Source organism: Geobacillus sp. CAMR5420, assembly GCF_000691465.1.
Lineage (GTDB): Bacteria > Bacillota > Bacilli > Bacillales > Anoxybacillaceae > Geobacillus > Geobacillus thermoleovorans.
On the sequence record NZ_JHUS01000002.1, the window covers coordinates 57,546 to 82,559 of the forward strand.

26 protein-coding genes are annotated in these 25,014 nt (G+C 51.5%); 12 read left to right on the forward strand and 14 right to left on the reverse strand.

Translation table 11 applies throughout. From position 1 onward, the window contains the following. Positions 1 to 85: 85 nt before the first annotated feature. Positions 86 to 313 (reverse strand): DUF1450 domain-containing protein, encoded by a 228-nt coding sequence (locus tag DI44_RS16210; RefSeq protein WP_011232879.1) that lies wholly within the window; start codon positions 311 to 313, stop codon positions 86 to 88. A 175-nt stretch (positions 314 to 488) separates the two neighbouring features. Between DI44_RS16210 and DI44_RS16205 the strand changes: the two genes are divergently transcribed. Further along, complete coding sequence (locus DI44_RS16205) at positions 489 to 1,142, forward strand: RsfA family transcriptional regulator (protein WP_014196985.1); 654 nt, start codon at positions 489 to 491, stop codon at positions 1,140 to 1,142. 164 nt (positions 1,143 to 1,306) lie between these two features. Here DI44_RS16205 and DI44_RS16200 read toward each other — a convergent pair whose 3' ends face one another. Together DI44_RS16200 and pta are read right to left on the reverse strand one after the other, a co-directional pair. After that, complete coding sequence (locus tag DI44_RS16200) at positions 1,307 to 2,164, reverse strand: lipoate--protein ligase family protein (RefSeq protein ID WP_021321329.1); 858 nt, start codon at positions 2,162 to 2,164, stop codon at positions 1,307 to 1,309. Between the two features lie 123 nt (positions 2,165 to 2,287). Continuing rightward, on the reverse strand, positions 2,288 to 3,268 hold the full coding sequence (gene pta / locus DI44_RS16195; protein ID WP_021321328.1) for a phosphate acetyltransferase: 981 nt from the start codon (positions 3,266 to 3,268) through the stop codon (positions 2,288 to 2,290). A 254-nt stretch (positions 3,269 to 3,522) separates the two neighbouring features. Between pta and hemQ the strand changes: the two genes are divergently transcribed. The 5 genes from hemQ (at position 3,523) to DI44_RS16170 (ending at position 7,102) form a co-directional block, all read left to right on the forward strand. Further along, entirely contained in the window at positions 3,523 to 4,269 is a 747-nt protein-coding gene (gene hemQ, locus DI44_RS16190; RefSeq protein WP_021321327.1) for a hydrogen peroxide-dependent heme synthase, read from the forward strand. Positions 4,270 to 4,474: 205 nt separating this feature from the next. Then, complete coding sequence (locus DI44_RS16185) at positions 4,475 to 4,921, forward strand: cell wall hydrolase (protein ID WP_011232884.1); 447 nt, start codon at positions 4,475 to 4,477, stop codon at positions 4,919 to 4,921. A gap of 18 nt (positions 4,922 to 4,939) precedes the next feature. Beyond that, complete coding sequence (gene gerQ / locus DI44_RS16180; RefSeq protein ID WP_014196990.1) at positions 4,940 to 5,545, forward strand: spore coat protein GerQ; 606 nt, start codon at positions 4,940 to 4,942, stop codon at positions 5,543 to 5,545. A 134-nt stretch (positions 5,546 to 5,679) separates the two neighbouring features. Next, the gene (locus DI44_RS16175) at positions 5,680 to 6,180 is read left to right on the forward strand and encodes a hypothetical protein (protein WP_014196991.1); all 501 of its coding nucleotides are present in this window, start codon (positions 5,680 to 5,682) and stop codon (positions 6,178 to 6,180) included. Positions 6,181 to 6,199: 19 nt separating this feature from the next. After that, positions 6,200 to 7,102: a prenyltransferase gene (locus DI44_RS16170; RefSeq protein ID WP_014196992.1), complete on the forward strand. Its 903-nt coding sequence runs from the start codon at positions 6,200 to 6,202 to the stop codon at positions 7,100 to 7,102. A gap of 52 nt (positions 7,103 to 7,154) precedes the next feature. Here DI44_RS16170 and DI44_RS16165 read toward each other — a convergent pair whose 3' ends face one another. From DI44_RS16165 to DI44_RS16150, 4 genes are all read right to left on the reverse strand, one after another. Further along, positions 7,155 to 7,526 carry a DUF423 domain-containing protein gene (locus DI44_RS16165; protein ID WP_014196993.1) on the reverse strand — a complete coding sequence of 124 codons (372 nt, stop codon included), beginning with the start codon at positions 7,524 to 7,526 and terminating at the stop codon, positions 7,155 to 7,157. 267 nt (positions 7,527 to 7,793) lie between these two features. Then, positions 7,794 to 8,093, reverse strand: a complete 300-nt coding sequence (locus tag DI44_RS16160; RefSeq protein ID WP_025039370.1) for a YwdI family protein — start codon at positions 8,091 to 8,093, stop codon at positions 7,794 to 7,796. A gap of 13 nt (positions 8,094 to 8,106) precedes the next feature. Then, the gene (locus DI44_RS16155) at positions 8,107 to 8,796 is read right to left on the reverse strand and encodes a uracil-DNA glycosylase (protein WP_013524842.1); all 690 of its coding nucleotides are present in this window, start codon (positions 8,794 to 8,796) and stop codon (positions 8,107 to 8,109) included. Positions 8,797 to 8,965: 169 nt separating this feature from the next. After that, positions 8,966 to 9,349 carry a YkvA family protein gene (locus DI44_RS16150; RefSeq protein WP_014196995.1) on the reverse strand — a complete coding sequence of 128 codons (384 nt, stop codon included), beginning with the start codon at positions 9,347 to 9,349 and terminating at the stop codon, positions 8,966 to 8,968. 128 nt (positions 9,350 to 9,477) lie between these two features. Between DI44_RS16150 and DI44_RS16145 the strand changes: the two genes are divergently transcribed. The 3 genes from DI44_RS16145 to DI44_RS16135 are packed head-to-tail and all read left to right on the forward strand — an operon-like array spanning position 9,478 to position 11,043. Next, entirely contained in the window at positions 9,478 to 9,828 is a 351-nt protein-coding gene (locus DI44_RS16145; protein ID WP_014196996.1) for an STAS domain-containing protein, read from the forward strand. Next, complete coding sequence (gene rsbW / locus DI44_RS16140; protein ID WP_014196997.1) at positions 9,825 to 10,313, forward strand: anti-sigma B factor RsbW; 489 nt, start codon at positions 9,825 to 9,827, stop codon at positions 10,311 to 10,313. Before DI44_RS16145 ends, rsbW begins: the two co-directional genes overlap by 4 nt. Further along, positions 10,273 to 11,043, forward strand: a complete 771-nt coding sequence (locus tag DI44_RS16135) for a sigma-70 family RNA polymerase sigma factor (protein WP_014196998.1) — start codon at positions 10,273 to 10,275, stop codon at positions 11,041 to 11,043. The genes rsbW and DI44_RS16135 overlap by 41 nt, the downstream gene beginning before the upstream one ends. A 49-nt stretch (positions 11,044 to 11,092) precedes the next feature. Here DI44_RS16135 and DI44_RS16130 read toward each other — a convergent pair whose 3' ends face one another. The 6 genes from DI44_RS16130 to DI44_RS16110 form a co-directional block, all read right to left on the reverse strand. Further along, on the reverse strand, positions 11,093 to 12,961 hold the full coding sequence (locus DI44_RS16130) for a SpoIIE family protein phosphatase (RefSeq protein WP_110107803.1): 1,869 nt from the start codon (positions 12,959 to 12,961) through the stop codon (positions 11,093 to 11,095). Positions 12,962 to 13,271: 310 nt separating this feature from the next. After that, the gene (locus DI44_RS16125) at positions 13,272 to 13,907 is read right to left on the reverse strand and encodes an FMN-dependent NADH-azoreductase (protein WP_021321322.1); all 636 of its coding nucleotides are present in this window, start codon (positions 13,905 to 13,907) and stop codon (positions 13,272 to 13,274) included. A gap of 182 nt (positions 13,908 to 14,089) precedes the next feature. Then, positions 14,090 to 14,239 carry a hypothetical protein gene (locus tag DI44_RS19045; RefSeq protein WP_014197001.1) on the reverse strand — a complete coding sequence of 50 codons (150 nt, stop codon included), beginning with the start codon at positions 14,237 to 14,239 and terminating at the stop codon, positions 14,090 to 14,092. 208 nt (positions 14,240 to 14,447) lie between these two features. Further along, entirely contained in the window at positions 14,448 to 15,830 is a 1,383-nt protein-coding gene (locus DI44_RS16120; RefSeq protein ID WP_014197003.1) for a glycine--tRNA ligase, read from the reverse strand. A gap of 288 nt (positions 15,831 to 16,118) precedes the next feature. Then, a complete protein-coding gene (locus DI44_RS16115) occupies positions 16,119 to 16,949 on the reverse strand; it encodes a glycosyltransferase family 2 protein (protein WP_014197004.1) in 831 nt (276 codons plus the stop codon). A 228-nt stretch (positions 16,950 to 17,177) separates the two neighbouring features. Then, positions 17,178 to 18,374: an MFS transporter gene (locus tag DI44_RS16110; RefSeq protein WP_014197005.1), complete on the reverse strand. Its 1,197-nt coding sequence runs from the start codon at positions 18,372 to 18,374 to the stop codon at positions 17,178 to 17,180. A gap of 843 nt (positions 18,375 to 19,217) precedes the next feature. On the opposite strand from DI44_RS16110, the gene DI44_RS16100 reads away from it, so the two are divergent. After that, complete coding sequence (locus tag DI44_RS16100; RefSeq protein ID WP_123961348.1) at positions 19,218 to 19,526, forward strand: hypothetical protein; 309 nt, start codon at positions 19,218 to 19,220, stop codon at positions 19,524 to 19,526. A 1,650-nt stretch (positions 19,527 to 21,176) separates the two neighbouring features. Here DI44_RS16100 and DI44_RS16095 read toward each other — a convergent pair. Beyond that, entirely contained in the window at positions 21,177 to 21,503 is a 327-nt protein-coding gene (locus tag DI44_RS16095; protein ID WP_021321315.1) for a transposase, read from the reverse strand. A gap of 839 nt (positions 21,504 to 22,342) precedes the next feature. On the opposite strand from DI44_RS16095, the gene DI44_RS16090 reads away from it, so the two are divergent. Together DI44_RS16090 and DI44_RS16085 are read left to right on the forward strand one after the other, a co-directional pair. Further along, positions 22,343 to 24,100 carry a stalk domain-containing protein gene (locus DI44_RS16090; protein ID WP_021321314.1) on the forward strand — a complete coding sequence of 586 codons (1,758 nt, stop codon included), beginning with the start codon at positions 22,343 to 22,345 and terminating at the stop codon, positions 24,098 to 24,100. A gap of 29 nt (positions 24,101 to 24,129) precedes the next feature. Continuing rightward, positions 24,130 to 24,990, forward strand: coding sequence for a phosphate ABC transporter substrate-binding protein (locus tag DI44_RS16085; RefSeq protein WP_021321313.1), 861 nt, complete (start codon positions 24,130 to 24,132; stop codon positions 24,988 to 24,990). Positions 24,991 to 25,014: the final 24 nt, after the last annotated feature.

The following is a 25,014-nucleotide window of genomic DNA, read 5'->3' on the forward strand; positions in this document are numbered from 1 at the left end:
AAATAGTTGACTTTTTTCTCCGTCTTTCTCCATTATTGACGGAAAAAACAAAAAATCACCTTCTTTCGGCAAAGAAGGTGATCGGTTATCGCTTTTTCAACCTTTCAGCAATTTTATCAATCAGTTCGTCTTCCGTCAGCGCCGCCACCGGACGGTTGTTGACGAAAGCAAACGTCTTTTTCCGCCCTGGGCCGCAATACGACTGGCAGCCGATTTTGATGACCGCATCCGGATCCAGCTTTTTGAGGCGCGGAATCAATGTTTTTAAATTCGGCGCCTTGCAGTCGTCGCAAACGCGAAACTCATTCGCCATCACTCGTCATCCCTTTCCGCAGCGTTTGCTTTGTGTATTCTACCGCTTTCGTGAGAAAATTGCAAGTTGGCATGCTTTCACCCTTGTAATTTGCCAATCCCATAAACTTGCAACGTATAATTTTTTTCCTTTTGGTCCACCCTTTTACTAGCATGGGAAAAAGGAGTGGAGAACAATGAAACAACGGCAAGACGCTTGGACGGAAGAAGACGATTTATTGTTGGCAGAGACCGTATTGCGCCATGTGCGTGAAGGGAGCACCCAGCTGAACGCGTTTGAAGAAGTCGGCGACAAGCTAAATCGGACATCGGCCGCCTGTGGCTTTCGCTGGAATGCCGTCGTCCGCCATCAGTACGAAGAAGCGCTGCAGCTGGCGAAAAAGCAGCGAAAAGAGCGGCTGCGGCTGCTGGCCAAACAAGGCGGCGCGAAAAAGCGGCGCCTGTATGAACCACCGATGCCGTCATTGGAGGAGTTGGGCGATGTGATGCAGCTGCCAGCTGTCGTCCCATCCTCTCCGCCGCAACAAGTGACGCTTGATCAAGTGATCGCTTTTTTAAAAACGTTCCAATCCCATGAGCGGAAACGGGAGGCGCTGATCAAAGAAAACGAGCGGCTGCGCCGCGAAATTGACGAACTAAAGCAAAAAAATAAAGAACTTGAAGAAAAGGTTGCTAAATTAGAAGAAAATTCGTCGACCGTCCAAGAAGATTTTGAGACGCTCGTGAAAATCATCAACCGAGCGCGCAAAATGGTGTTAAAAGAGGAAGAAGAGCGGGGGCTGACCTTCCGTATGGACCCGAACGGAAACTTAGAGAAAATCGCCGAGTAACGAAAAAGGATGCCGGGTGAAAAGCCGGGCTGATCCCAAAACGCACTCGCGTTTTGGGATCAGCCCCTTTTTTGTTGGCGAACGTCCATCATTCGCGCCAAGGTTGGGCAGGGCATGGGTCGCGGTCAGCAGCGACGAAGCGCCTTATCGAAGCGAAAAGGGCTTTACGGCTCGACTTCTCTCATCGGCTCTCCTGAAGATACGTTGGCATTTCGTTCGACGATGCGCGCCCAATACTGCTCATACCAATTCCATTCGCCGTTCTCGAGGGCAGACGAATATAGCTCGCCGCCAAACGACTGCAGCGTGCGCCAAAGGGCGACAAGCAGCTCATCGATCGACAACTCGCAGCCGAGAAGCTCAGACAGCGACGCCATGACAGCTGGGACAACATCGGGGTAGGCGAATTTCGTTTTCTCTCCTTGGCGGCCGAGCTCATAAAAGCGGCGAATCAGCTCAGCCCGCGCGGCTCCGCTCCCGTTGACGCAAAGGTAGATTTGCACGGCAACGCCGCCGCGCACCCGACGTTGCGAAATGCCGGCAAATTTTTTGCCGCCAATGCTCAAGTCATAGCTCCCCGGGCAATACGAACCGACGATTTCCCCCGCCTCAACGCGGGCGCCGTATGAGGCAAGCATGGCGGCCATGAGCGCGTACATCGCCTCATACCCTTGCTCGATGGCAATCGTGTTTTTCGTTTCCGGAAAAATGAGCGAAATATTCAACACCCCGCTGTCAAGGACAACGGCCAACCCGCCGGAATTGCGGACGACGACGCGATACCCTTCCTGGCGCAAAAACGAAATGGCCTCATCGATGTACGGAAGCTTCGTATCAGCGGCGCCTAAGACGACGGTATTCTCATGCACCCACGTGCGGACGACCGCATCCGACTGTCCCGCACCAACCGCGGTGCATAATGCATCATCGATGGCAAACGATTGTTTCGCATCAAACAGCGGACCGAAATGCGACTGGTCGATGACCCGCCATTTCGGCTGCCGCAGCAATTCATGGCCCATCGCGAGCAACCCCTTGCATAGATCATTCCAACTCTATTCATTATAACATAATCGCCATTAGCAAATGGCGCAAAAAGGACAAGGGGCGCATGCCTCCCTCGTTTTTATCGAGCGGCAGCCCCGTCACTCCCCAAGCGACTGGGCAGCGGTGATGAGCGCGAGCTTGTAGGCGTCTTCGGCGCTGCAGCCGCGCGATAGGTCGTTCACCGGTTTGTTCAGCCCTTGCAAAATCGGGCCGACCGCTTCAAAACCGCCGAGGCGCTGGGCGATTTTGTAGCCGATGTTGCCTGCCTCAAGGCTCGGGAAAATAAAGACATTTGCGTCCCCTTGAATGACCGAGTCCGGCGCTTTCTTTTTCGCCACCTCTGGCACAAACGCGGCGTCAAATTGAAACTCACCGTCAAGGATCAGATCCGGCGCCATTTCCTTCGCCAACCGCACCGCCTCAACGACTTTTTCCGTCTCCGGCGACGAGGCCGACCCTTTCGTGGAAAAGCTTAACAGCGCCACGCGCGGCTTAAGGCCGAACATTTTCGCCGTCTGCGCGCTCTCGACCGCAATTTCAGCCAAATCTTGGCTGTTAGGAGCAATGTTGATGGCGCAATCGGCAAACACATATTTTTCGTCGCCGCGCACCATGATGAACACGCCGGACGTTTTGCGAACGCCTGGCTTCGTTTTAATGATTTGCAAGGCTGGTCGGACCGTATCCGCCGTCGAATGTGCCGCCCCGCTGACGAGGCCGTCGGCCGCTCCCGTATAAACGAGCATCGTACCGAAATAGTTTTCATCGAAAAGCAACTCGCGCGCCGTTTCTTCTGTCACTTTCCCTTTGCGCCGCTCCACAAACGCCGAAACCAGCTCATCAAACCCGCCATAGCGGCGCGGGGTGACAATCTCCACCCCTTCAAGCGGCAAGCCAAGCGCCGCGGCTTTCACCCGCACAGCTTGCTCATCGCCAAGGACGATCGGCTGCAGCACTTGCTCCGTCGCCAAACGGCTCGCCGCCGTTAAGATGCGGTCATCGGTTCCCTCGGGAAACACGATTTTTCGACCCGTACCGGTTACTTTCGCTTTTAATGCCGTAAATAAATCGGTTGTCACGATCCAATCCTCCTTATGCTAGGCCAGCCTGCCCCGGTTAAAGCGCACCCGGCTCATTTCGGCATCCACAAGCCATTTCCACTATTAAGCATACCGCTTCTCGCCAGAAACGCAACGCAGGTAAGCCTTTACAACAAATAATTCACCTTTTGCCACAATTCAGTCTACTTCCACTTTGATACGCTGATAGCCGCTTTTTTGGGCAAACTGTGATATAGTGATACTGTACAATTTGTTGATAAGGAGTGACGATGATGAGCGAAGCGGCCCAAACGTTGGACGGTTGGTATTGTTTGCACGATTTCCGCACGATCGACTGGAGCGCGTGGAAAACACTGCCGAACGAAGAGCGCGAGGCAGCGATCAGTGAGTTTTTAGCGCTTGTCGACCAATGGGAGACGACTGAAAGCGAGAAGCAAGGAAGCCATGCCGTCTACACGATCGTCGGGCAAAAAGCCGATATTTTGTTCATGATTTTGCGGCCGACGCTGGATGAGCTGCATGAAATCGAAACAGCGCTTAACAAAACGAAACTCGCCGACTATTTATTACCTGCGTATTCGTACGTTTCGGTCGTGGAGTTGAGCAACTACTTGGCGTCCGGCAGCGAAGATCCGTACCAAATTCCAGAGGTGCGCCGCCGTTTGTATCCGATTTTGCCGAAAACGAACTACATTTGCTTCTACCCGATGGACAAGCGGCGCCAAGGCAACGACAACTGGTACATGTTATCGATGGAACAGCGGCGCGAACTCATGCGCGCCCACGGCATGACCGGCCGAAAGTACGCCGGCAAAGTGACGCAAATCATCACCGGCTCCGTCGGCTTGGATGATTTTGAATGGGGCGTCACCTTGTTTTCGGATGATGCACTCCAGTTCAAAAAGCTCGTATATGAAATGCGCTTTGACGAAGTGAGCGCCCGCTTTGGCGAATTTGGCTCATTTTTCGTCGGCACCCGGCTGCCGGTGGAAAAGGTGCCTTCTTTCCTCCATGTATGAAGCAAAGCCCCGAACGATACGGGGCTTTGCTTCGTTTTCGCTGCTTTTTGGACAATCATCCCGCTTTTCTGTCATATGCGGCCTGACCGCTCCATACACATAAAAACAGAAAATCTCTTCAGAAACATTCTATTCGTGTGTCACCATTTTCTTGTTCCACCAATAGCCTATTACTGTCGAAATTCACAACGACTGAGGTGACGATATGGGTCAGATCGCTCCCTCCATTGTAGCCCACACAGAAGAGGAAGTAAAGTTGTTGGCTCGGCTCATGCGAGCTGAAGCGGAAGGAGACGGGCGGCTTGGGATGCTCATGGTCGGCAACGTCGGCGTCAACCGCGTCATCGCCGACTGCCTTGACTTCCGCGGCATCCGCTCTATCCGGCAAATGGTGTTTCAAAGCCCGGGCGGTTTTGAGGCGGTGCAAAAAGGGTACTTTTACCAACGGGCGCGCGAAGTGGACATCGGCCTAGCCCGCCAAGTGCTCCGCGGTTGGCGCTACCACCCAGCGACAAACGCCCTTTGGTTTTTTAAACCACCTGAAGGCCAACCGTGCCCACCGCAATGGTTTGGCCAGTGGAACGTCGGCCGCTACAAATCGCATTGCTTTTTTGCACCGACTCCATCCGACTGCCCACGCGTCTATTCTTAATATTGAGGAGGGTTCTTTATGCCGAACAATCCAGAAAATCAATTTTATCCACCTGATGAGGAGCAACAATCATTTTATTATTCGCCGTTCGGTCAAGAACGGCAACAACCGTATGCATCCTATCCATACGGCTATCCGTATCCGCAGCCGTACTATCCGGCGGCGTACCCGTATTATTACTATCCGCAAGCGGCTGCCGCTCCAACCGTGACGCCGGCGACAGCCGCCGCTCCGACGTTCGGTTTGCAGGCGCCGACGTTCACGGCCCCGACACCGACGCCGACCACCGCCGCTGCGCCTGCGGCGGCAGGAGCGGCGATCCCGGGGATGCTGCCGCTCGAAGAGTCGTACATTGAAAACATTTTGCGGTTAAACAAAGGGAAAGTCGCTACCATCTATGCGACGTTTGAAAACAACCGTGAGTGGAATGCCAAGGTGTTTCGCGGCGTCATTGAAGCGGCTGGACGTGACCATGTCATTTTAAGCGACCCACAAACAGGCACACGCTATTTGATCCCGATGATTTACCTCGATTATGTCACGTTTGAAGGAGAAATCGCCTACGAATATCCGTTTGCCGGCGCTACAGCCGCAACACCGCTTGCTACGTATTCTCCACGCTAAACGGAAAAACTGTCTTTTGACAAGAAGGTTGCCGATGGCAACCTTCTTTTTTTGGTTGACGTGATGGCCATCACAAGCTGCTACTACACGGCCTTATATAATGGTGGTAAATGACACAAAAGAGGTGTCTACTGATGGTTTGGACGTCGCGTGATTTCCTGCTGGGGGTACATCTTATCGCGGCGATCATGTGGGTGGGGGGCGTGGCATTCATCGGCTGGGCAGTGTATCCAGCCTCCCAATTCATGCCGCCTCTTGAGCGCCGGCAATTTTTCCGCTCGCTCATGCAGTGGTCGCATCGGCCGCTCGCCGCGGCAAGTGCCGTCGTCATCGCCACTGGCATATGGCTTGGCACAGCCGCCGGACCGATCAACCGTTGGGCAGATGTATGGCAGACCGCCTATGGCCGTGTATGGCTGACCGCCCTTCTCACAGGCATCGCAACGCTCGCTTGGGGGATGTTCGTCGGCTACCGCAAGGCGATGACGGTGTTTTCCAATGAAGACCTTTGGCGCCAAGCCAATGGCGGTGACGATGCGCCGTTAAAAAAAGCGATGACCTCGATCATTGCCGTTCAGTCGGTCGAAGCGGCCGGATTTGTCGTGCTCATCGTATGCATGCTTTTACTCTCCTAACGGAAACGAGGGGTTCGCATTGCGATATGAACATCGTGAAGAAGATCGGCATTGGGTTTACCGTTTTTCATGGCTTCACTTAATGCGCCCGCCGACATGGAGCGGAACGATCAGCCCTGTGCTGGCCGCCACCGCGCTGGCGGCGAAAAAGGGCGCCGTTCGGATCGAGGTGCTGCTGGCGATGTTAGCCGCCTCTGTGCTGATTCAGTCAGCCGTCAACATGCTGAATGACTATTTTGATCGGTTGCGCGGCCAAGACGATGACAAATGGACGAACGGGCATGGCCATGGACCTGCCCATCGCTCGATCCCTGCCGTTGCTGGCGCCATGCTGGCCGTCGCGGTTGCGTTAGGCGCGTACTTGGCGTGGCAAAGCGATCCAGCCATCGCGTGGATCGGCGCCGCAGCGATCATCTGCGGGATCGCCTACTCAGCCGGGCCGCGTCCGCTCGCCTCGCTCGGTTTAGGTGAGTTGACCGCCGCCGTTTGCATGGGGCCGGTCGTGACCGCACTCGCTTATGCCGTACAAGGGCATGTTCCAGACACCGCTCTGTTTGCCTTGTCCATCCCGTTCGCCTTGCTGATCGCCTCGATGATTTTGACAAACAACATCCGCGACATCGAAAAAGACCGGCCGTTTCGCCGCACATTAGCCATCCGGCTCGGACGGAACAACGCCGTGCGCCTTCTCGGGCTTCTTCTCGTCTCCGCCTACTTGTCCATTGCTGCTTTGATCGTTTGGCATATCGTTCCTTTGCTTGCCGCGGTCACAGGGCTCGCGATGCCGCTTGCCATCCGGCTTCGTCTCTGTTTCCGCCCCGGCGCTAGTCGAACCGAGGAAAGAAGCGGCATGAAATGGGCCGCCCGCCATCATTGGGCCGTTGGACTGTTGTTGACGTTGAGTCTATGGCTTTCGCTATAGAGCGGAGAGGGACGGCGGCAAAAAAACGGAGCGCTCCGCTCCTGCGCTCCGTTTACAACCATTTTAATGCCGCATATCCGATCATCACCCAAGCGATTAAAAAGGCGACGCCGCCAAACGGGGTGATGGCGCCAAGCGGCTTGATTTGCGTAACACTTAATACGTACAAACTGCCGGAAAACAGCACAATCCCCGCCAGCATCACCCAGCCCGCCGCACCGATCAGCCCGACATTCGGCGCCTTGCCAGCGAGCAATCCGACAACAAGCAGCCCTAATGCGTGGAACATCTGGTATTGGACCGCCGTTTTCCAAATCTCCAAATAACGATCCGGAATCTTCCCTTCCAGCCCGTGCGCGCCAAACGCTCCCAATGCGACGGCTAAAAACGCATTGAGCGCGCCGAGAAGGATGAATGTTTTCATAGCTGTTCCGCCTTTCTAATGAAAGATTGTTTTCCCTCATTCATTAATAATAATGGGAATGTTCCCCGACAACAAATTACTAATGTATGTCAGCCACTTCACTCGACAGAACCGGTCAATGGGGAGCGCTACCGACAAGACCCGCATCCAAGCCGGAGAACCGCTTCTTGTTCTTTGGCGCAAACAAGGACAAGCGGTTTAAAGGAGTTCTGTTGATCAAGAATCCCTGTGGAGAAGGCCGTTCCACGGGGATTCGCTGTCCCACTCTCAGAAATCCAGCAACGACTCTCCGTTCGCCTCATCGTCAATGTCAGGGGAGCGTCCCCCGACAGAAACGGCTCCAAGCGAAAGCCCGCCAGCAACCGAAATCGGCCCGCCGACGACAAGCGGCCCGGCTGCGGCAGACGAAGCGGACGGCTGCGGATGGCTTGTTGCCTCCAACATCAAATCGCATAAAACGCGAATGGCGGCGACGTGTTCACGCACCCGCTGCAGGTCGTTCGTGGACCTCGCTTTCCGCAGCTCATCTTCCATCTTGGCGATAACGGCCGCAAACGAGATGGACATCATTCTCTCCTCCTTATTCAGCACGGACGCCGATGTTTTCGATTTGCCAGTCGATCGGTTCGCGTCCGCATTTCATCAAAAACGCGTTCGTCCGCGAAAACGGGCGATGGCCGAAAAAGCCGCGCGCGGCGGAAAACGGGCTCGGGTGCGGCGCTTCAATAATCAGATGGCGCGGATTCGTAATCCGTTCTTTTTTCTCCTGAGCGTTCCGGCCCCAAAGCAAAAAGACGACCGGATCGTCTTTTTCATTGACGAGTTCAATGACGCGGTCGGTGAATTGTTCCCACCCTTTGCCGCGGTGGGAGTTCGCCTGGCCGCGGCGGACGGTCAGCACCGTGTTTAACAATAACACCCCTTGCTCGGCCCATTTCACGAGATAGCCGTTATCTGGTATGTAGCAGCCAAGGTCATCATGCAGCTCTTTGAAGATGTTGACTAATGACGGCGGCACCGGTACGCCGGGCTTGACGGAAAAACTCAACCCGTGCGCCTGCCCCGGGCCGTGGTACGGATCTTGCCCGAGCAGCACGACTTTGACGTTTGCATACGGTGTATAATGAAGGGCGTTGAAAATATCGTGCATATCCGGATAAATCGTCCGCGTTCGGTACTCCACTTTTAAAAATTCGCGCAGCTTCAAGTAGTATGGTTTTTGAAACTCCTCTTCAAGCAGCGGAGCCCAGTCGTTTTTGAGAATCGGCATTGCGAGCAACTCCTTTGCCATCGGCTTTTTCCTTTTATCATTGTAACCAAAAAGACCCCAGCGTCAAAGCGAAGTGAATGTTCAGATTGAGGCAACCACAGCGAAACCTGTTTCCCCAACAGGAAATGCGCCAATCCCCTGCCTCAGCCATCAAAAATTGAGGGAAAGATCAAAATATCCACGAAATCAACCAGCGGAGCAGCCAGACGCCAAGCAACACGTATAAAAAAATGATCAGCGCCCCAGCGGCCCAATTCGTCGGTTTGCCTTGCTTGGCGAGCTCTTCCGCCCGCGCCCGGTGTTCGGCGACGATGTCTTTCGGCAGCCATTTCAGCGCCAAGTAAATGCCTAGCGGCACAAGCAACAAATCATCGATATACCCAAGAACCGGAACGAAATCGGGAATCAAATCGATCGGGCTGAACGCATACGCCGCAACGCCAAGCATAAAGAGCCGCAGCCAGACAGAGATGCGCCGATCGCGGCTGGCCGAATACAAGACAAAAATTTCCCGTTTCAGCGCCCTTGCCCATTCTTTCCACTTTGTGAACATCGCGTTCCCCTGCCCTTTCCTGTTTCATATAGTATAAAATATGGGTATAGGAGTGTAAACATTGCAAGGTGGACAACCTTCCCGCACCATCATCCAGCTAACTCATTGATTATGTGAGGTGAACGGCTATGGACAGGAAACGATTTCATATCGTGCATGATGAACAGCCGGATCGGCATGTTGTATACATAAAAGGGGAGCTTGATCTAGCGACGGCCGAACAGTTTCAACGCGCCGTCGAGCCGCTCGCTGGCGATGCGTCGAAGCCGCTCGTCATCCGCCTTGAAGAGTTGTCGTATATCGACAGCACCGGCATCGGGATGTTTGTCGCACTGCTGAAAACACGCAAAAAACAAGAAGCGCCGTTTATGATTGAGAACGTGCCGCCGAAAGTCCAACGCTTGTTTGATTTAACCGGCGTATCCTACTTGTTTTCGACAATGAATGACACGACAGAAAGGATCGAGGGGCAATCATGAAAGAGCATGAAACCGTCGTACAGCTGTCGATTCCTGCTGATGCGCAGTTTATCGATGTCGCTCGTTTGACGCTATACGGGCTGGCCGCCAAGATGGGATTTTCCTATGAAGAGATTGAAGATATGAAAGTGGCCATCTCAGAAGCGTGCAACAACGCTGTTTTGCATGCGTACAACGGAAGGGGCGGCGTCATTCATCTTCGCTTTGAGATGCGCGCCGATGCACTTTCAATCATCATTAAAGACGAGGGCAAAGGGTTTGATTACAAACGGGTGGCCAAGCAAGCAGCGCCCCTGTCCGCGAAGCCGCTTGAAGACGTCAAAGCTGGCGGCCTCGGCCTGTTTTTGATGGAAGCGCTCATGGACGATGTCACCGTCACCACAAAGGGCGGAACGGAAGTCCGCCTGACGAAATTCCGCCATCGCGGCGAAGGAGAGCATGCCCATGACTGTATATCCCCCTCCTCTGTCCAAGAGCAAGCTTGACGCCCTCATTTCCGCCTATCAACAAACAAAAACGGAAGAAGCGGCGACCGCCTTGCTCGTGCGCTTCGAGCCGCTCATTGCGGCCGCAGCGAAAAAAATGGCGCGCAGCCGCCCTGACTTTTACGAAGACTTGTTTCAGATCGGACGGCTGTCGTTTTTGCGCCTCCTCGATCATTATGACCCGAGCCAAGGTGCAAGCTTTGAGTCATACGCCATGAAAAGCTTGATCGGCTATATGAAAAACTATTTGCGCGACAAAGCATGGTACATCCAAGTACCGCGCAAGGTGAAAGAAAAAGGAAGCAAAGTGCAGCAGGCGATCGATGAGCTGACCGTCAAGCTCGAGCGTTCGCCGACGCTCGATGAGATCGCCGGCCACTTAGGCTTATCGGTCGAAGAAACGATCGAAATTTTGGCCGGACGGGACCATTACCAAGCCGTTTCGCTCGATGCCCCGGTGCAAGATGGGGAAAAGGATGCGACGACGATCGGTGAATTCGTCGCTGATGAAGCGAACGAAATCGAGTCACTGATCGAGCGAATGGATTTAGAGCAGGCGATCGGCAAACTGAGCGAGCAAGAACAAATCGTCATCGACGCCATCTTCCGGCGCGGGGAAACGCAGCGCTCGTTAGCCGAGAGGCTCGGCGTCTCGCAAATGACAATCAGCCGCATTCAAAAGCGGGCCATCGCGAAATTGAAGCGGCAGCTCGCCGCCTATTCGCCATAACGGTCAAACATCGCGCCGCCTTACGCATCAAGCGGTCGAACTGCCCATGCTAGCGGCGGCGCAGCAGCAACAACGTCTGGTCATCTTTTTGTTCGTATTGATGATACGCTTGAATATGCTCGTACAACTCGCGCACGATCTCCGGCGCCGGCTGATCAAGGTTGACGCGGGCGACCATCGCGGCGAGAACGGAAAAGTCATCGTCCGCCTCTTCGGTACGCTTTTCCGTCACCCCGTCGGTGTACAGCAGCACAAAATCGCCTGGTTCGAGCACAACCGATTTGGTCTCAAATGAAAATTGCGGAAACAAGCCGAGCGCGCAGCCTTTGGCGCCTAGCGGCACGCATTGCTTCGTTTTCGCCCGATACCAAAGCGCCGGTTCGTGTCCAGCGCACGCGTACGAGAACGTATGTGTTTTTTCGTTGTAATTGCCGACAAACATCGTGACAAACATCGACGGCTCCGTGTAGTCGTAGGCGAATCGGTTCAGCAGGTCAAGATATACGTGCGGCTGTGTTCCGTAATGGACGGTCCGGTCCAGAATAAATTTCATCAGCGTCATGAGCATCGCCGCTGGAATGCCTTTTCCCGATACATCGGCAATGCCGACGGACACCGATGTTTGATGGACAGCAAAGTGATAAAAATCGCCGCTCAACACTCGGGCAGGGACGCTGAGGACACCGATGTCGATGTACGAAGGCAAGTTCACTTTCGAAGATGTCTGCAAAAGCGACCGCTGCATATTTGCGGCAAGCGACAGTTCAAAGTCGAGTTGTTCGCGTTCACGCTCAAGCCGCTCTTTCTCTTTTTTCTCCGTCATGTCGCGCAAGACGGCGACAAGCCCCGCCAGCGCACCGTTTTCCAACACCGGCGCCAGCGTATAACCGACTGGCAGGCAGACGCCGTCGCGGCGGCGAAACGGCTCCTCCTCGACGCGAATCACCTCGCCGCTTTTCAGCCGTTTGACGACGCGGCGCAGCTGCTTCCAATCCCACTTGTCGCCGTCTGGCCCCGCGAGCGAGACAAACGAAAACAGTGGCTTGCCTTTCGCCTCTTCCAAAGTGGCGCCGATCAACCGGCTCGCCTCCGGATTCATCCAAACGATTTGCCCGTCGCGATTCACCATCAGCAATCCTTCTCCAAGGGCATTCGCCATCATCTCGAGCTGTTGTTCACGGTGCTTCAGCTCCACGTACGGCTTTTCCACCGTTTCCATATACATGGCACGCACGACATACAAAAATCCAGCCATTTCATAAAGCTGCCCCCATAGCCCGTACCCGCTGCCAAGCATGAGCAACCATTGACCGAGGGCAAATAATAGAAGCGCCATAGACCAGTATAGGGAAGCGGGAGCCCTCCCTTGCCGAAAACGCCGCCATGCGAACACGGCCGCCGCTGCATCAAGCAAACCGACCGCTCCTTCCCCTGCGCGCCACCAAAACGGCCAGCGGCTCGTCCCATGCGCCGGCCAAAACAGGGACGTGATATGGATGAACAAACTAACAGCCGCCGTATACAAAAACGCGGCCAAAAACGCCTGCCAGCGTTGCCCGCTTTGCCGTTCCATCACCTCATCGGGCCGTGAAAAGAGAAAGAGCAGCCCCCAAGCAAGCGTAAAGCGGGCAGCGAGCGAAAATAGCGCCGCCAAAACGTCATCCTCTGTGAAGGAAAGGACAAAATGAACAGAAAAGAGCGCCCCCGCAGAAAAAAACAACGCCCCCATCATGAGCCGCTCGGTTGACAGCGTATGCGGAAATACAGCCCATCCTTGCAAGGCGACAAGCCAACAGACGACGACAGCGGCAAACCCTAAAGAAAGATGAATAGGATGATAGAATTCGGGTAAAAGCAGCAGCTGACCGCCAGCGAACAGAAGCACGCCAAACAGCCCGGCCGCCAGCGTTGCCGCCATGCCGTGCCAACGCGCTGGCTGATATCGTTGATCCTTGTTCACAAATGGTGAACCTCCACTCCTCACGGCTATATGGCTTATTATACCATACGTTGGACATCAATCGCATACGAACGTCGCCGCCTCCTCATTTTCGCTTCCGCCGCCGGAACAACAAAAAGAACGCTCTCTAAACAGAGAGCGTCCTCAACCGCGGTCATTTCCCATGCAATTTTGAAATCGACATCATGAGGCCGGCCGCGCCGGCGGAGACGGTGAAGCGTCATTTCTCATGACATTTCGAAATCGCCAACCTATTCAAAGCGTCTCATTAGAACGTGTGAGCCAAGTCTTTCGCTCGGGCGATGGCGTTCGCTTTTATTTCTTCCGCCTTTTCCGGCATCGCCGCATGCCCTTCGACAAACAGTCCTTCAAACGACGGCACGCCGAAAAACTGCATAATGACACTTAAATACCGATGTCCCATCTCCATTTGTGCCGCCGGGCCTTCCGAATAAAATCCGCCGCGCGCCTGAATATGGAGCGCTTTTTTATCGGTGAGCAGCCCGATCGGCCCTTGTTCTGTATACTTGAACGTTTTTCCGGCCACCGCCACGGCGTCAATGTACGCTTTCAATACGGGCGGGAAAGAAAAGTTCCACATTGGCGTCACAAAGACATATTTATCGGCGGAAATAAACTGTTCGCACAGTTCGTTCATCCGCCCGACTTTCGCTTTTTCTTCATCAGACAGCTCTTCAAACGATTTCCCGGAGCGAAGTTTGCCCCAACCGCTGAATACGTCAACATCGATTTCCGGAATGTATTCTTTATATAAATCGAGATGGATCACCTCATGGTCCGGATGCACTTGTTTGTACGTCTCAATGAACGCCTTTCCAACCGCCATGCTGTACGATTGCGTGTCGTCGTGAGGATGGGCGGTGATGTACAATACTTTCGTCATGATGCATACTCCCTTTCTTGATGATCTGAGCATTTTAGTGTTTGCCATTTTTAAACATGACATGCATTTTACCTCTACTTCAAATATCTCGAACAAGAGATAATTATAGAAAGATGATGCGAATTTGGCAAATCATTTGCCCAAAAAAAAATTGCCCTTGAGGCAATTGGCGTGCGGATCGGTTATTCGCTTTGTTCAACAGCAAACGGATTGCCGCTAATTTGTTTTCTTATTTCATCCGTCAACGTAAACGGTTCGTTTTTCGCGGCGTTTTCGCCGGCGTCACTAGGCTGATGGCCACTGCCATCGTAATAGATCGGTTTTCCTTCCATGATGGCTAACCCCCTTGATTCGTGCAGGATGCAGGAACTAGTCTATGCTTCTATTTTACCATTTATGCGGCGGAAATTCGATGGTTTTTTGAAATTTTAACTATAAAAGCGGTTCCGTTTCCAGACTTTTTTCAATCGCCTGCTTCCTTGTTTGGCAAAAAAGCCGATAAAAAACCGGGGCCTCACGAATGCCCCGGCGTTCCCGTCATCAAAAAGCGATTTTTTCATCCAAAAAGGCTTTGAGCTCCCCAATCGGCAACCGCACTTGTTCCATCGTGTCGCGGTCGCGCACGGTCACTTGGCCGTCTTGTTCAGACTCGAAATCGTATGTGATGCAAAACGGCGTGCCGATTTCATCTTGGCGGCGATACCGCTTGCCGATCGAGCCGGTTTCATCATAGTCGACCATGAAATGTTTCGCCAGCTCTTCGTAAATGCGGCGCGCCCCATCAGCGAGCTTTTTCGACAACGGCAAGACAGCCGCTTTGTACGGTGCAAGCGCCGGATGCAAATGCATCACCGTCCGGGTCGTGCCGTCTTCCAGCTCTTCTTCGTCATAGGCGTCGATCATAAACGCCAACGTGACGCGGTCAGCGCCAAGCGACGGCTCAATGCAGTACGGGATGTAGCGTTCATTCGTTTCTTGGTCGAGATAATGGAAGTCCTCGCCCGAGTATTCCATATGCCGCTTTAAGTCGTAATCCGTGCGCGACGCGATGCCCCACAGCTCGCCCCAGCCGAACGGGAAATGGTACTCGATGTCAGTCGTGGCGTTGCTGTAGTGGGACAATTCTTCCTTCGCATGGTCGCGCAGGCGGATGTTGTCCTCCTTCATGCCAAGCGACAGCAGCCACTCCTTGCAAAACTGCTTCCAATACTCAAGCCATTGCAGCTCTTCGCCCGGTTTGCAGAAAAACTCGAGCTCCATCTGTTCAAATTCGCGCGTGCGGAACGTAAAGTTGCCCGGCGTAATTTCATTGCGAAAACTTTTGCCGATTTGCGCGATGCCAAACGGCAATTTTTTGCGCATCGTGCGCTGGACGTTTTTGAAGTTGACGAAAATGCCTTGCGCTGTCTCTGGGCGCAAATAAATTTCGTTGGCGCTCGACTCGGTGACGCCTTGGTACGTTTTGAACATTAAGTTGAACTGGCGAACGTTCGTGAAATCGCGGCTGCCGCATTCCGGACAGGCGATGTCGTATTCCTTGATGAGTTCATCCATCTTGGCAAGCGGCAAACCGTCGACGATCATCTCGATCCCTTTTTCCTCGAGCGCCTTCTCAATCAACTTATCGGCGCGATGACGCGCTTTGCACTGTTTGCAGTCGACCATCGGATCGTTGAAGTTGCCTAAGTGGCCGGACGCTTCCCACGTTCTCGGGTTCATTAAAATGGCGGCGTCGAGCCCGACGTTGTACGGCGACTCTTGAACGAATTTTTTCCACCACGCCCGTTTAATGTTGTTTTTCAGCTCAACGCCAAGCGGGCCGTAATCCCATGTGTTCGCCAGCCCTCCGTAAATTTCCGACCCCGGAAAAACGAAGCCGCGATGCTTGGCATGTGCGACGATTTCTTCCATTGTGACAGCCATCGTGTTCATCCTCCTTCAATGTGATGTCCACCAATCAAAAACGCCCTCGCCCCTAGGCCTGACGCCTAGGGACGAGAGCGTAGCTCCCGCGGTTCCACCCTAGTTGATGCGCAAATCACGCATCCCCTTTTTGCCATTTCCGCTCCGGACTGCCGTTTCATTAACCATCTTCGCCGGGCTTCCACCGTCCCCGGCTCGCTTGGGAAGAGAGGGTTAACTACTATTGATCCGTCATCGCGATCCATATATGATTTTGTCCACTATCATAACAAACCCCAAAACCTTTTGTCAACGCCATCCTGCCTTTTTTTGCATCCAAAACCGCGACACGATCGGCTGACCGTTCCAAATGACTTCGGTGTCCGCCCGGCGCTTCGCGACTTCCGGCTCGTCAAGCAAGAGCCAAAAGTTTTTCACCGGCAAGTCGCCGAGCCCATGCTTCTCGCAAAGCCGCCGCAAATATTGGCGCCGCTTGCCGCCTACCTGTCGCGACACGTTGTCGCCGTCCGGGCTGAATGCATACAAGACCGTCGCCGCCGCGACACGGGCGACGCGACAGACGACCGCCGCGCGCAAAAAGAAGTCCCAATCCCAATAATGGTGGACAGACGGGTCAAAGCAGCCGATCTCGTCATGGAGCGATTTTCGATACACGCTTCCAGACGGGACGTACGTCGAAAACGTCCGCATCGCTTCCAAATCATACTCATAGGCAAATAAAAAACGGGCGGATGGGACGCGCTGATCGTTTTCCACCCGATACTGGACAATTTCCGCATCGGCATAGGCGAAGTCCGCATGCTCGAGCGCTGCGACCATCCGCTCGAGATGGCACGGCAACACTAAGTCATCGTCGTCGCAAAGCATGATGAATTCGCCGCGCGCCGCTTGGACGCCTGCGTTGCGGGCCGCGACATGTCCTTCGTTGTCGCGGCGGTCGATGAGACGGATGTCAAGCTCCGGGTACAAGACGACGACATCATGAACCGGAACGCCGCCGTCATTGACAATGATGACCTCAAACGGCTTGTACGTCTGCCGGCTTAACGACTCGAGCAGCTCGGCAAGCGGATACGGGCGATTGTACGTCGGAATAACGACAGACACGGACGGACGCAAGATTGATTCACCGCCTCTCGCACTGGCTTTCCCCCTTGGCGTCCGCGGGCGTCGATGCGCACACCCACCAAAAGCTTGGCCAATCAAAAAAGGGGCTTACCCTTAAGGTACCGCCCCTGCCGTTTGTTTGTCAATTTCGGCGTGCCTCCCCTAACGAGCGCCACGAACCAAAGCCCGCAACTCTCATGAGAGATCTGTCTTAGAGAATGTCCCTTACAACGATTTTCCTCATGCAAGCTCCTGCTGCTTCGTCTCGCTGCCCAACACCGCGACCGCCAAAACGGCGACAAGGACCGATAGACAAAACAGCGTGAAAATGGCCGTCACCGACACCCCTTGGGCGACAAGCGAGCCGACCAACAGTGGGCCAAAAATGCCGCCGATGCGGCCAAACGCCGCCGCCATGCCGGCGCCGGTCGCACGAATCGACGTCGGATACTGCTCCGGCGTATACGCATACAGCGCTCCCCAAGCGCCGAGGTTGAAAAACGACAAGAAAATGCCGGATGCCATCAGCCCGACGAGCGACTCGGCCGTGCCGAAAAAGTAAGCGCTCAATGCTGTGCCAAGCAAGTACGTCACCAAGACAAATTTCCGCCCCGCCCGCTCGATCAGCCATGCGGCGCTGAAATAGCCGGGCAATTGCGCCAGCGTCATGATGAGCACATATTCAAAGCTTTTAATTAAACTAAACCCTTTCATCACCATAACGCTCGGCAGCCATAAAAACATGCCGTAATACGAAAAGACGACGCAAAACCAAAGCAACCAAAGCATAACCGTCTCTTTCCGATGGGGAGCGGACCATACTTTGACGATATTGCTCCACACCGTCTCCTCTTTTTGCGCGGCCGCAAACCGCGGCGAATCAGGCAGACGGAGGCGCAAATAGATCGCATACAGCGCCGGGATCGCCGCCAGCCATAACGCCGTCCGCCAGCCGTAAGCCGGTATGACGAAATACGAGATGAGCGCCGCCAACAGCCAGCCGCCCGCCCAAAAGCTCTCGAGCAGCACGACAACCCGTCCGCGGTCTTTAGCCGGCACCGCCTCCGAAACGAGCGTCGACGCGACCGGCAGCTCACCGCCAAGCCCCATGCCGATCAAAAAGCGGAACGCCAAAAACGCCGCCAACGTCGTCGTGAGCGCCGACAGCCCGCTGCCAAGCGAGAACAGCAACAATGTGAAAATAAAAACGTTTTTCCGGCCGATCCGGTCGGCGAGCAGCCCGAACACGAGCGCCCCGACCGCCATGCCGATCGAGTTGACGCTGCCGATCCAGCCGACTTGCCCGGCCGTCAAGTTCCAATCTTTTTGCAAGGCGGCCATCAAAAACGACAACATGCCGACATCCATCGCGTCAAACAGCCAACCGAGACCGGCAATGCTTAACAGCTTGCGCTGGGAAATCGTCGGTTCGTTCATGTGTATCCTCCTGTCATTATTAATGTCAAGACATATTCATTATAAAAGAAAACCGTTGGCCTGTGCACTATACGGTTGATAATTTTTGCGAAAAATCAGCTCGAAGCCTTGAATAACAGGATCAAACACCAACATCGCGATCCAGCCATCGTTCCATGGCTGGAACAAAAAGTTCGGCTAAAATCAGCTGCCATGCTTTTCATGATAGACGCCAGTACAACCTTTTGATAAAGCATCAAATCCTTTCTTCGTTCCCTTATTCATGATGTTGATTTCGACCTCACATTTCGCACCCTTCCGACAAAAATCGGGAGGATTTTTTCGTTCAAATGTCGAATAAATCCTTGACACACAAGGAAGTATTCTGCAGGGATTGAGCATGGATGAGAGCATTTACGTATAACGTGATACGAAATGACCATAGATTGTAAAAAAAGATTTTCATCACTCGTTGTGTTGGTCGGAAAGTTGTTCTAAAAAACGAAACAAAAAATCCTTTCTTTCAACCCTGTTAGGGTACGAAATGTGAGTACTAATATAGGTTATATGAACTTTTTGTGAACGACAAATTGCGACATACTTTTACTTTTTTAACCTTTTATAGTATTCATTGAAATAAATAAACCGATAAAGGTAGCGTCAAAAGTTCTATGAAAACTCCACACAGATCATCCCATTGAGCATCGTGGGGCATGCGGAGGGCCGGATTCGCCGATAAAAGGGAGGGGGAATTTATGAAGCTGTCTATGAAGTTGTTCAAAAGAATTTTATCTCCTGTTTTAGCTCTGTCTGTTTTGGCGGTAGCAGTACCTACCTTCTGTTTTTGCCGCAGAGACAAACACGGTGTCACAACTCACCCCTTCTGTGGCGAAGGTCAACACAGTGTCGCCAAAGGTAGAAACACAGGGTATCAAAACTGCAGCTCTCAAGAAAGCGGTATTGACGTTAGCAGACATGCTGGAATCGCAAGCCATTAAAAAATTGCTCGACTTTGTTGAGGACTACGGCAGTAAAAAGGTAGCAGATACTATCAGGGAATATACCGATAATATTACTGATACCTTGCGGACTATAGCTTCTTGGAAAGACCTTTCTATCCAAATCATTCAAGATCAAGTTAGCGGGCGTTATATGATCTGGGAGTACCACTGAGTACAGCGAGACAGGTTGGTTGGGTCATTTCAAAATTCGTAGACTGGGTATTACTATAGTACAAGGAGGGTGCTATGAACGAGGAAAGAATCAAGGATCTTGAAGCAAAATTGAGTCTATATACATGCAACGAAAAAGTTTAACATATCATTGACGGAAAAGTCGCTTATCCACTTTTCGACTGGCGGTGACCGAACAATCACCCGCTTCGCAGCCCCATGCATGGTTCCGGAAGCGGCATTGTTCGCTCGCCCGACAGTCGATCCAATCGCTCTGTAAAAACTACAAATGTTAAAGATTCAAATTGCACCTATATAGCCACCGACGCAATTACGTTACTCTTAGATATGGTGAACAAGGAGCACAAAAGCTTTGCGATTCTGGCCTTAGCCACTGGCTTTACTGCCGACGAGTTGGAACGCCTGGAAAAGCTGTTTTATCACGCTGGCAAATCACAGTGGGACAAGGACACATTTGTCGCAGAGTTCGAGAAGCAGCTTCCCAAAAGAAGTGCAATGTTGAGAAGCATTTTGGAAGGGCTAAAGTCAGATGGAAAGTTCGTATCGTTATGCGAGAAGTATTTGGATTGACAGAAAAAACCCGCCCATGTCGATGAACATATCCCTGTCAAGTAGACAGTATGAAAAACGCCCACCTTCTTCAGCTGCTTGCAGGATAGTTGAATGAGGGGAAGCTGTCAAGGAAAGCACTTGACAACTTCCCCTTCATTCAACTTTAACGGTTGGTAAGCTGAAGAAGGAGTCCATATCATCCGTTCGTCTGCTAAGCTACCTTGGTGGTTCGATATTCGACAGGACTGAGGTAGCCTAATTTTTTTGAAAACGCTCATGATTATAAAAATGCATATACCGGTCTATGGCCAGAATCACTTCCTCGTCCGTTCGAAAGGTGCGAAGGTCCATCACTTCAGATTTCAAATGTCCAAAAAAGTTTTCCATGCAGCATTGTCTAAACAATTCCCTTTTCTGGACATACTAGGGATAATGTGGATGATCCTTAAGCAGTTTATGGTATTGACGAGATGTGTATGGCGAGCCTTGGTCACTGTGGAGAATGACTCCTCGCACATCTCGTTTTTTTATGGCCTCTTTTACGGTATCAATCACTAATTCCAAATTATTAGAATGACTGATGCGATACGCAATGATTTCATTGTTGTACAAATCTTTAATGGCCGAAAGATATAAATATTTTCCTTGAAACGGCAAATACGTAATATCCGTCACCCATTTTTGATTGGCCTCGGTCACTGTAAAATCGCGGTTCAACACGTTCGAAACAACGATATTCTCCGTGCTTTTTTATACTTTCTCTTTTTTTGCCGGATTTTTGCTCTAATCCCCAATTCTTTCATTAGTCGGTAGACTCTTTTATGATTCACTACCTTCCCATATTTCCGTTGAAGCCACGCTTTCACACGATAATACCCGTAGATCCCGTTGACCTCTTGATGGCATTCCAAGATCATTCGCTTTACCATCTCATCTTCTTTTTGCTTCTCCGTCATCATTCCCCGTCGGTTTAACCATTTATAGTAACCACCCCTTGTGACTCCTGCCATTTCACATAGTAAGGAAATGGGGTATGTCACGGATAACTCTTGGATGATCTGAAATCGTTCTTCCGGTTTCACCTCCTTGCGAGGGATCGCAACTTTTTTAAATATTCATTCTCTGCTTTCAGTCTCCGATTTTCTTCTTCCAGACGTAACTTCTTTTTTCTTGGTCCTCCCTTTAGCGGGGACTTGGATTTTCCGCGCCGTTCTTCCAGTCCGTCAAGACCTGTCTCATCGTAATTTTTCACCCAAAGCCTGATAGTTTTGGTGCTAGGAATTCCTAATTCTTTGCATACACGCTTATATCCGTATCCCTCTTCTATGTACATCTTGACAGCCTTTAGCTTAAATTCCGGTGAATACGTGGTTTTTCCTTTTCGTGTTTTTTTCATTTCGAACATAAAAATAATCCCTCCAGTGTTTTTGTTTACAGTATGGGCTTTTTCCCAACTGTCTACACTAGAGGGATAATATCACGAAGGCGGGTTTATTTTTCTTCAAAACATCCAAATCTTCACCAAACGATTCTGTCAATGTCAAGAGAGTATGGGGAGATCGCGAAACTCAAAAAACTGTCGCTGCTGGCCGGCATGACCGGCGACGTTGGGTGGCAGCATAAGTTGTGCGCGAGGCTGAAAAAATTGTCGAGATGAAAAAATGACTACATTTTTTCCGGTTGATCCGGCTCCAGTAGCAGCATGACGAGTACAACCAAACACACAACAGCCGCACTTTGTTTGACAGGCGCTAGTGCATCTTTTGGCCAACCTCAAATCTGTTCTTCTTTCCTTTTCCGTGAAAATCCCGTCAGCCAGCGGTGATTTTCATCCCCGGGTGGAGGGCAGATCGTGTTGCCCATGGAACTTTTCCGTGAAAATCCCGTCAGCCAGCGGTGATTTTCATCCCCGGGTGGAGGGCAGATCGTGTTGCCCATGGAACTTTTCCGTGATGTTGTTCATTTTAGCCTATAACAATCGCTTTGCTTAAAAGGGCTGGAGCTTCCATTCATTCCTCATCATATTGGAACTAGAAATGCGTTGCATAGCGAAATTAACACAAAAGGCACAAAATATTAATACACTTTAAATAAAACAAAATATTCATTTTACACTTTTCTCATATAATCGTTTATGCTTAGGAAAAATTTCTTAAATCCTTTGAATGGAAAGGAGGATCGCCTTCCATCGAACAATGAAACCAACTTCTCATGCAAAAGGAAAAATAGAAAGGAGAGGCTCTCGTGAAAAAAATCATTGCCGGAACTGTCATGGCAACAGCTTTGCTAGCGGCTTCCACCTCATCATGGACAACGCTCGATGGACATGCCTATGCCGCAGTGGAGAAGAATACATCCGCATCTCACTATATTGTCAATGTCAACGGCAAATTGATGACGGTCCGTTCGCTCCATCGTTCGGGAACTGTTTTATTGGCGGGGAGCGATATGGCCAAGCTGTTTTCAGCCGATTATCGGTATGATCAAAAACACCAATATTATGAAATTCGACGCACATCTCCCAACGTACGGATCGTGCTTCAGATAGGGAAAAAAGCGGCATTGGTGAACGGCAAATCCGTTTCATTGTCTGTCGCCCCACAGCGTTTTGGTCAAGAACTGTATGTCGATGCCAAGCAAATCGCCGCTCTCTTAGGTGGACAATGGAAAGCAGAAGCTGGCGTCTCCATCGTGTCGACATCCGGCAGCTTGCGCCCATTTCGCGAGACATGGCAAGTGAACGGCTCCACAGCCACGATTCACGGTCTCGTGTTAGGACAAACATCTTTTTATTCCGTCAATGATGTTGCCGCTGCTTTTGGCGCTACTGTGCACGTTGACAAAAAAACGAGCATGGTTAAGGTGGAAAAAGGCAACCGGACAATTCTCTTCCACCCGTTTAGTTATGTATTGAACGCCGGCGGCAAAAAAACCTCCTTGCCAACCGCGCCATTCATTCAAAACGGGGTGCCGTACATCAATCTGTCCGCCATCGTCTATGCACTAGGGGGAGATATCGAGGAGGAAGATCGATTTATCGCCACGTCTGGTTTCATCAAAGGAACGAGCATCAATCCACAATGGATCGATCAAAATACATTGCTCATCAGCCGGCCGGATGAAGCCTCTTCACTGCTTTTGGACATTCGCTCGCGAACGGCCATCCGTTCCATCAATGAAATGGATCTTACGTTATCACATGATGGAAAAAAAGCTGCTTACGTCGATGAAAACGGTCATTTGTTTGTCATAGACTTCGTTTCCAACACGGTCCAACAAATCGGAGAAGACGATGAGGTCAAAACCGATCTCGTTTGGTCCAGCGATGGCCGCTCACTCTATTGCATTTACGGCAGCAACAATGAGGCGGTCGCGGTCGTTGCCTTAGACAATGGAACCGTCACCAAGCTCATTGATGACAAAGTGAAGTACAAAACAGATCTTCGTCTTTCTTCCGATGGAACAAAGTTATTATACACAGTAGCGAATGAAGGGAAAACGAATTACACGGACGATCAAAAAACCGATGTCGATTCCATTGATACAAGCGGAACCGATCCGCAGCTGATTCTTGTCGACCTGTCTTCACCAACAAAACAGCCGACACCATTAACTTCGTCGCCAGACAATAAGGTTGACAGCGCGTTTCTATCAAACCATGACATCGTATATGTAAGCGCAACGGATGATGAAATGAGTCCGCCATCATTGAAAGTGATTCGAAACGGAGTAGAACAAACATTGCTTGATAAGCAGAACATCATTGACATGGCGGTTGTCAAAAGCCGCATTTACGTTGTTGTTGAAGCAAATGACCTTTACACAATCCGCTGCTTCGATCCATCTACCAAATCGTGGACAACAATGGGAAGTACGAAAAATGAAATCACCTCGATTGCGCCATCACCATATGACGATCAAATTGCGGTAACGATGGCGACCGACGGTGGAGAAAAAGTATCGCTTCTTCGCCATGGTGCATGGATTAATCTTACAAAATGACAATTAAACATGATGATGGAGGGAGATTTATGAAACGCAGCACATTATGGAAAAGAGTCATTTCTGCTGTTCTTTCATCCACGTTGTTGCTCGGAGCAGCCTTCGCCACCGAGCATCGCGCCGATGCCGCTGAAGTATCTGGAAAAATTGTGATCGCCGGCTCCACAGCTTTGTTGCCGTTAACTCAACAAGCGGCAAAAGAATTTAAAAAGAGCCATCCAAAAGTCAAAATTGTGGTTTCCGGCTCTTCTTCCATCGCCGGTCCGCAGTCTGTCACAAAAGGAGTCGCCACCATCGGAGCATGCGACTGGGATGCCACCAAAGCGGTCGGAGGGTTCCCCGCTTATAAAGGATTAAAAGCATACAAAATTGCCAAAATTCCGTTCGCTGTCATTGTCAACAAAGACAATCCCATCAGCAACCTGTCCGTCGAACAAATCCAAGACATTTATGAAGGAAAAATCAAAAATTGGAAACAATTAGGCGGAAAAGATGAAGAAATCGTCGTCATCAACCGAGCCAAAGGATCTGGAACACGCGTCAATTTTGAAGACAAAATCATGGACGGCCATACTATCAAAACGACAGGAGATAACTATAAAGAAGTGCAAAAATCAGGGGATATGGTGAATGCCGTTGCGTCGAATCCAAACGCCATTGGATTTGTTGATTTGGCGTATGTGAAAGGCGGAATTAAAGCCGTCAGCATCAACGGTGTCAAAGCAACCACAGCTAATGCCGCCAGCGGCAAATACATCTTTTACGGCTATGGATACTTACTGACCAAAGGGGAAGCCAAAGGCGCGGACAAAGCTTTTATCGATTATATTTTAAGCAAAAAGTTCCAAAATGGCTCTTTGAAAAAATTAAAATTCATTCCCGTGAAATAACGACCTCTTTTCAGCCTCTCCTTA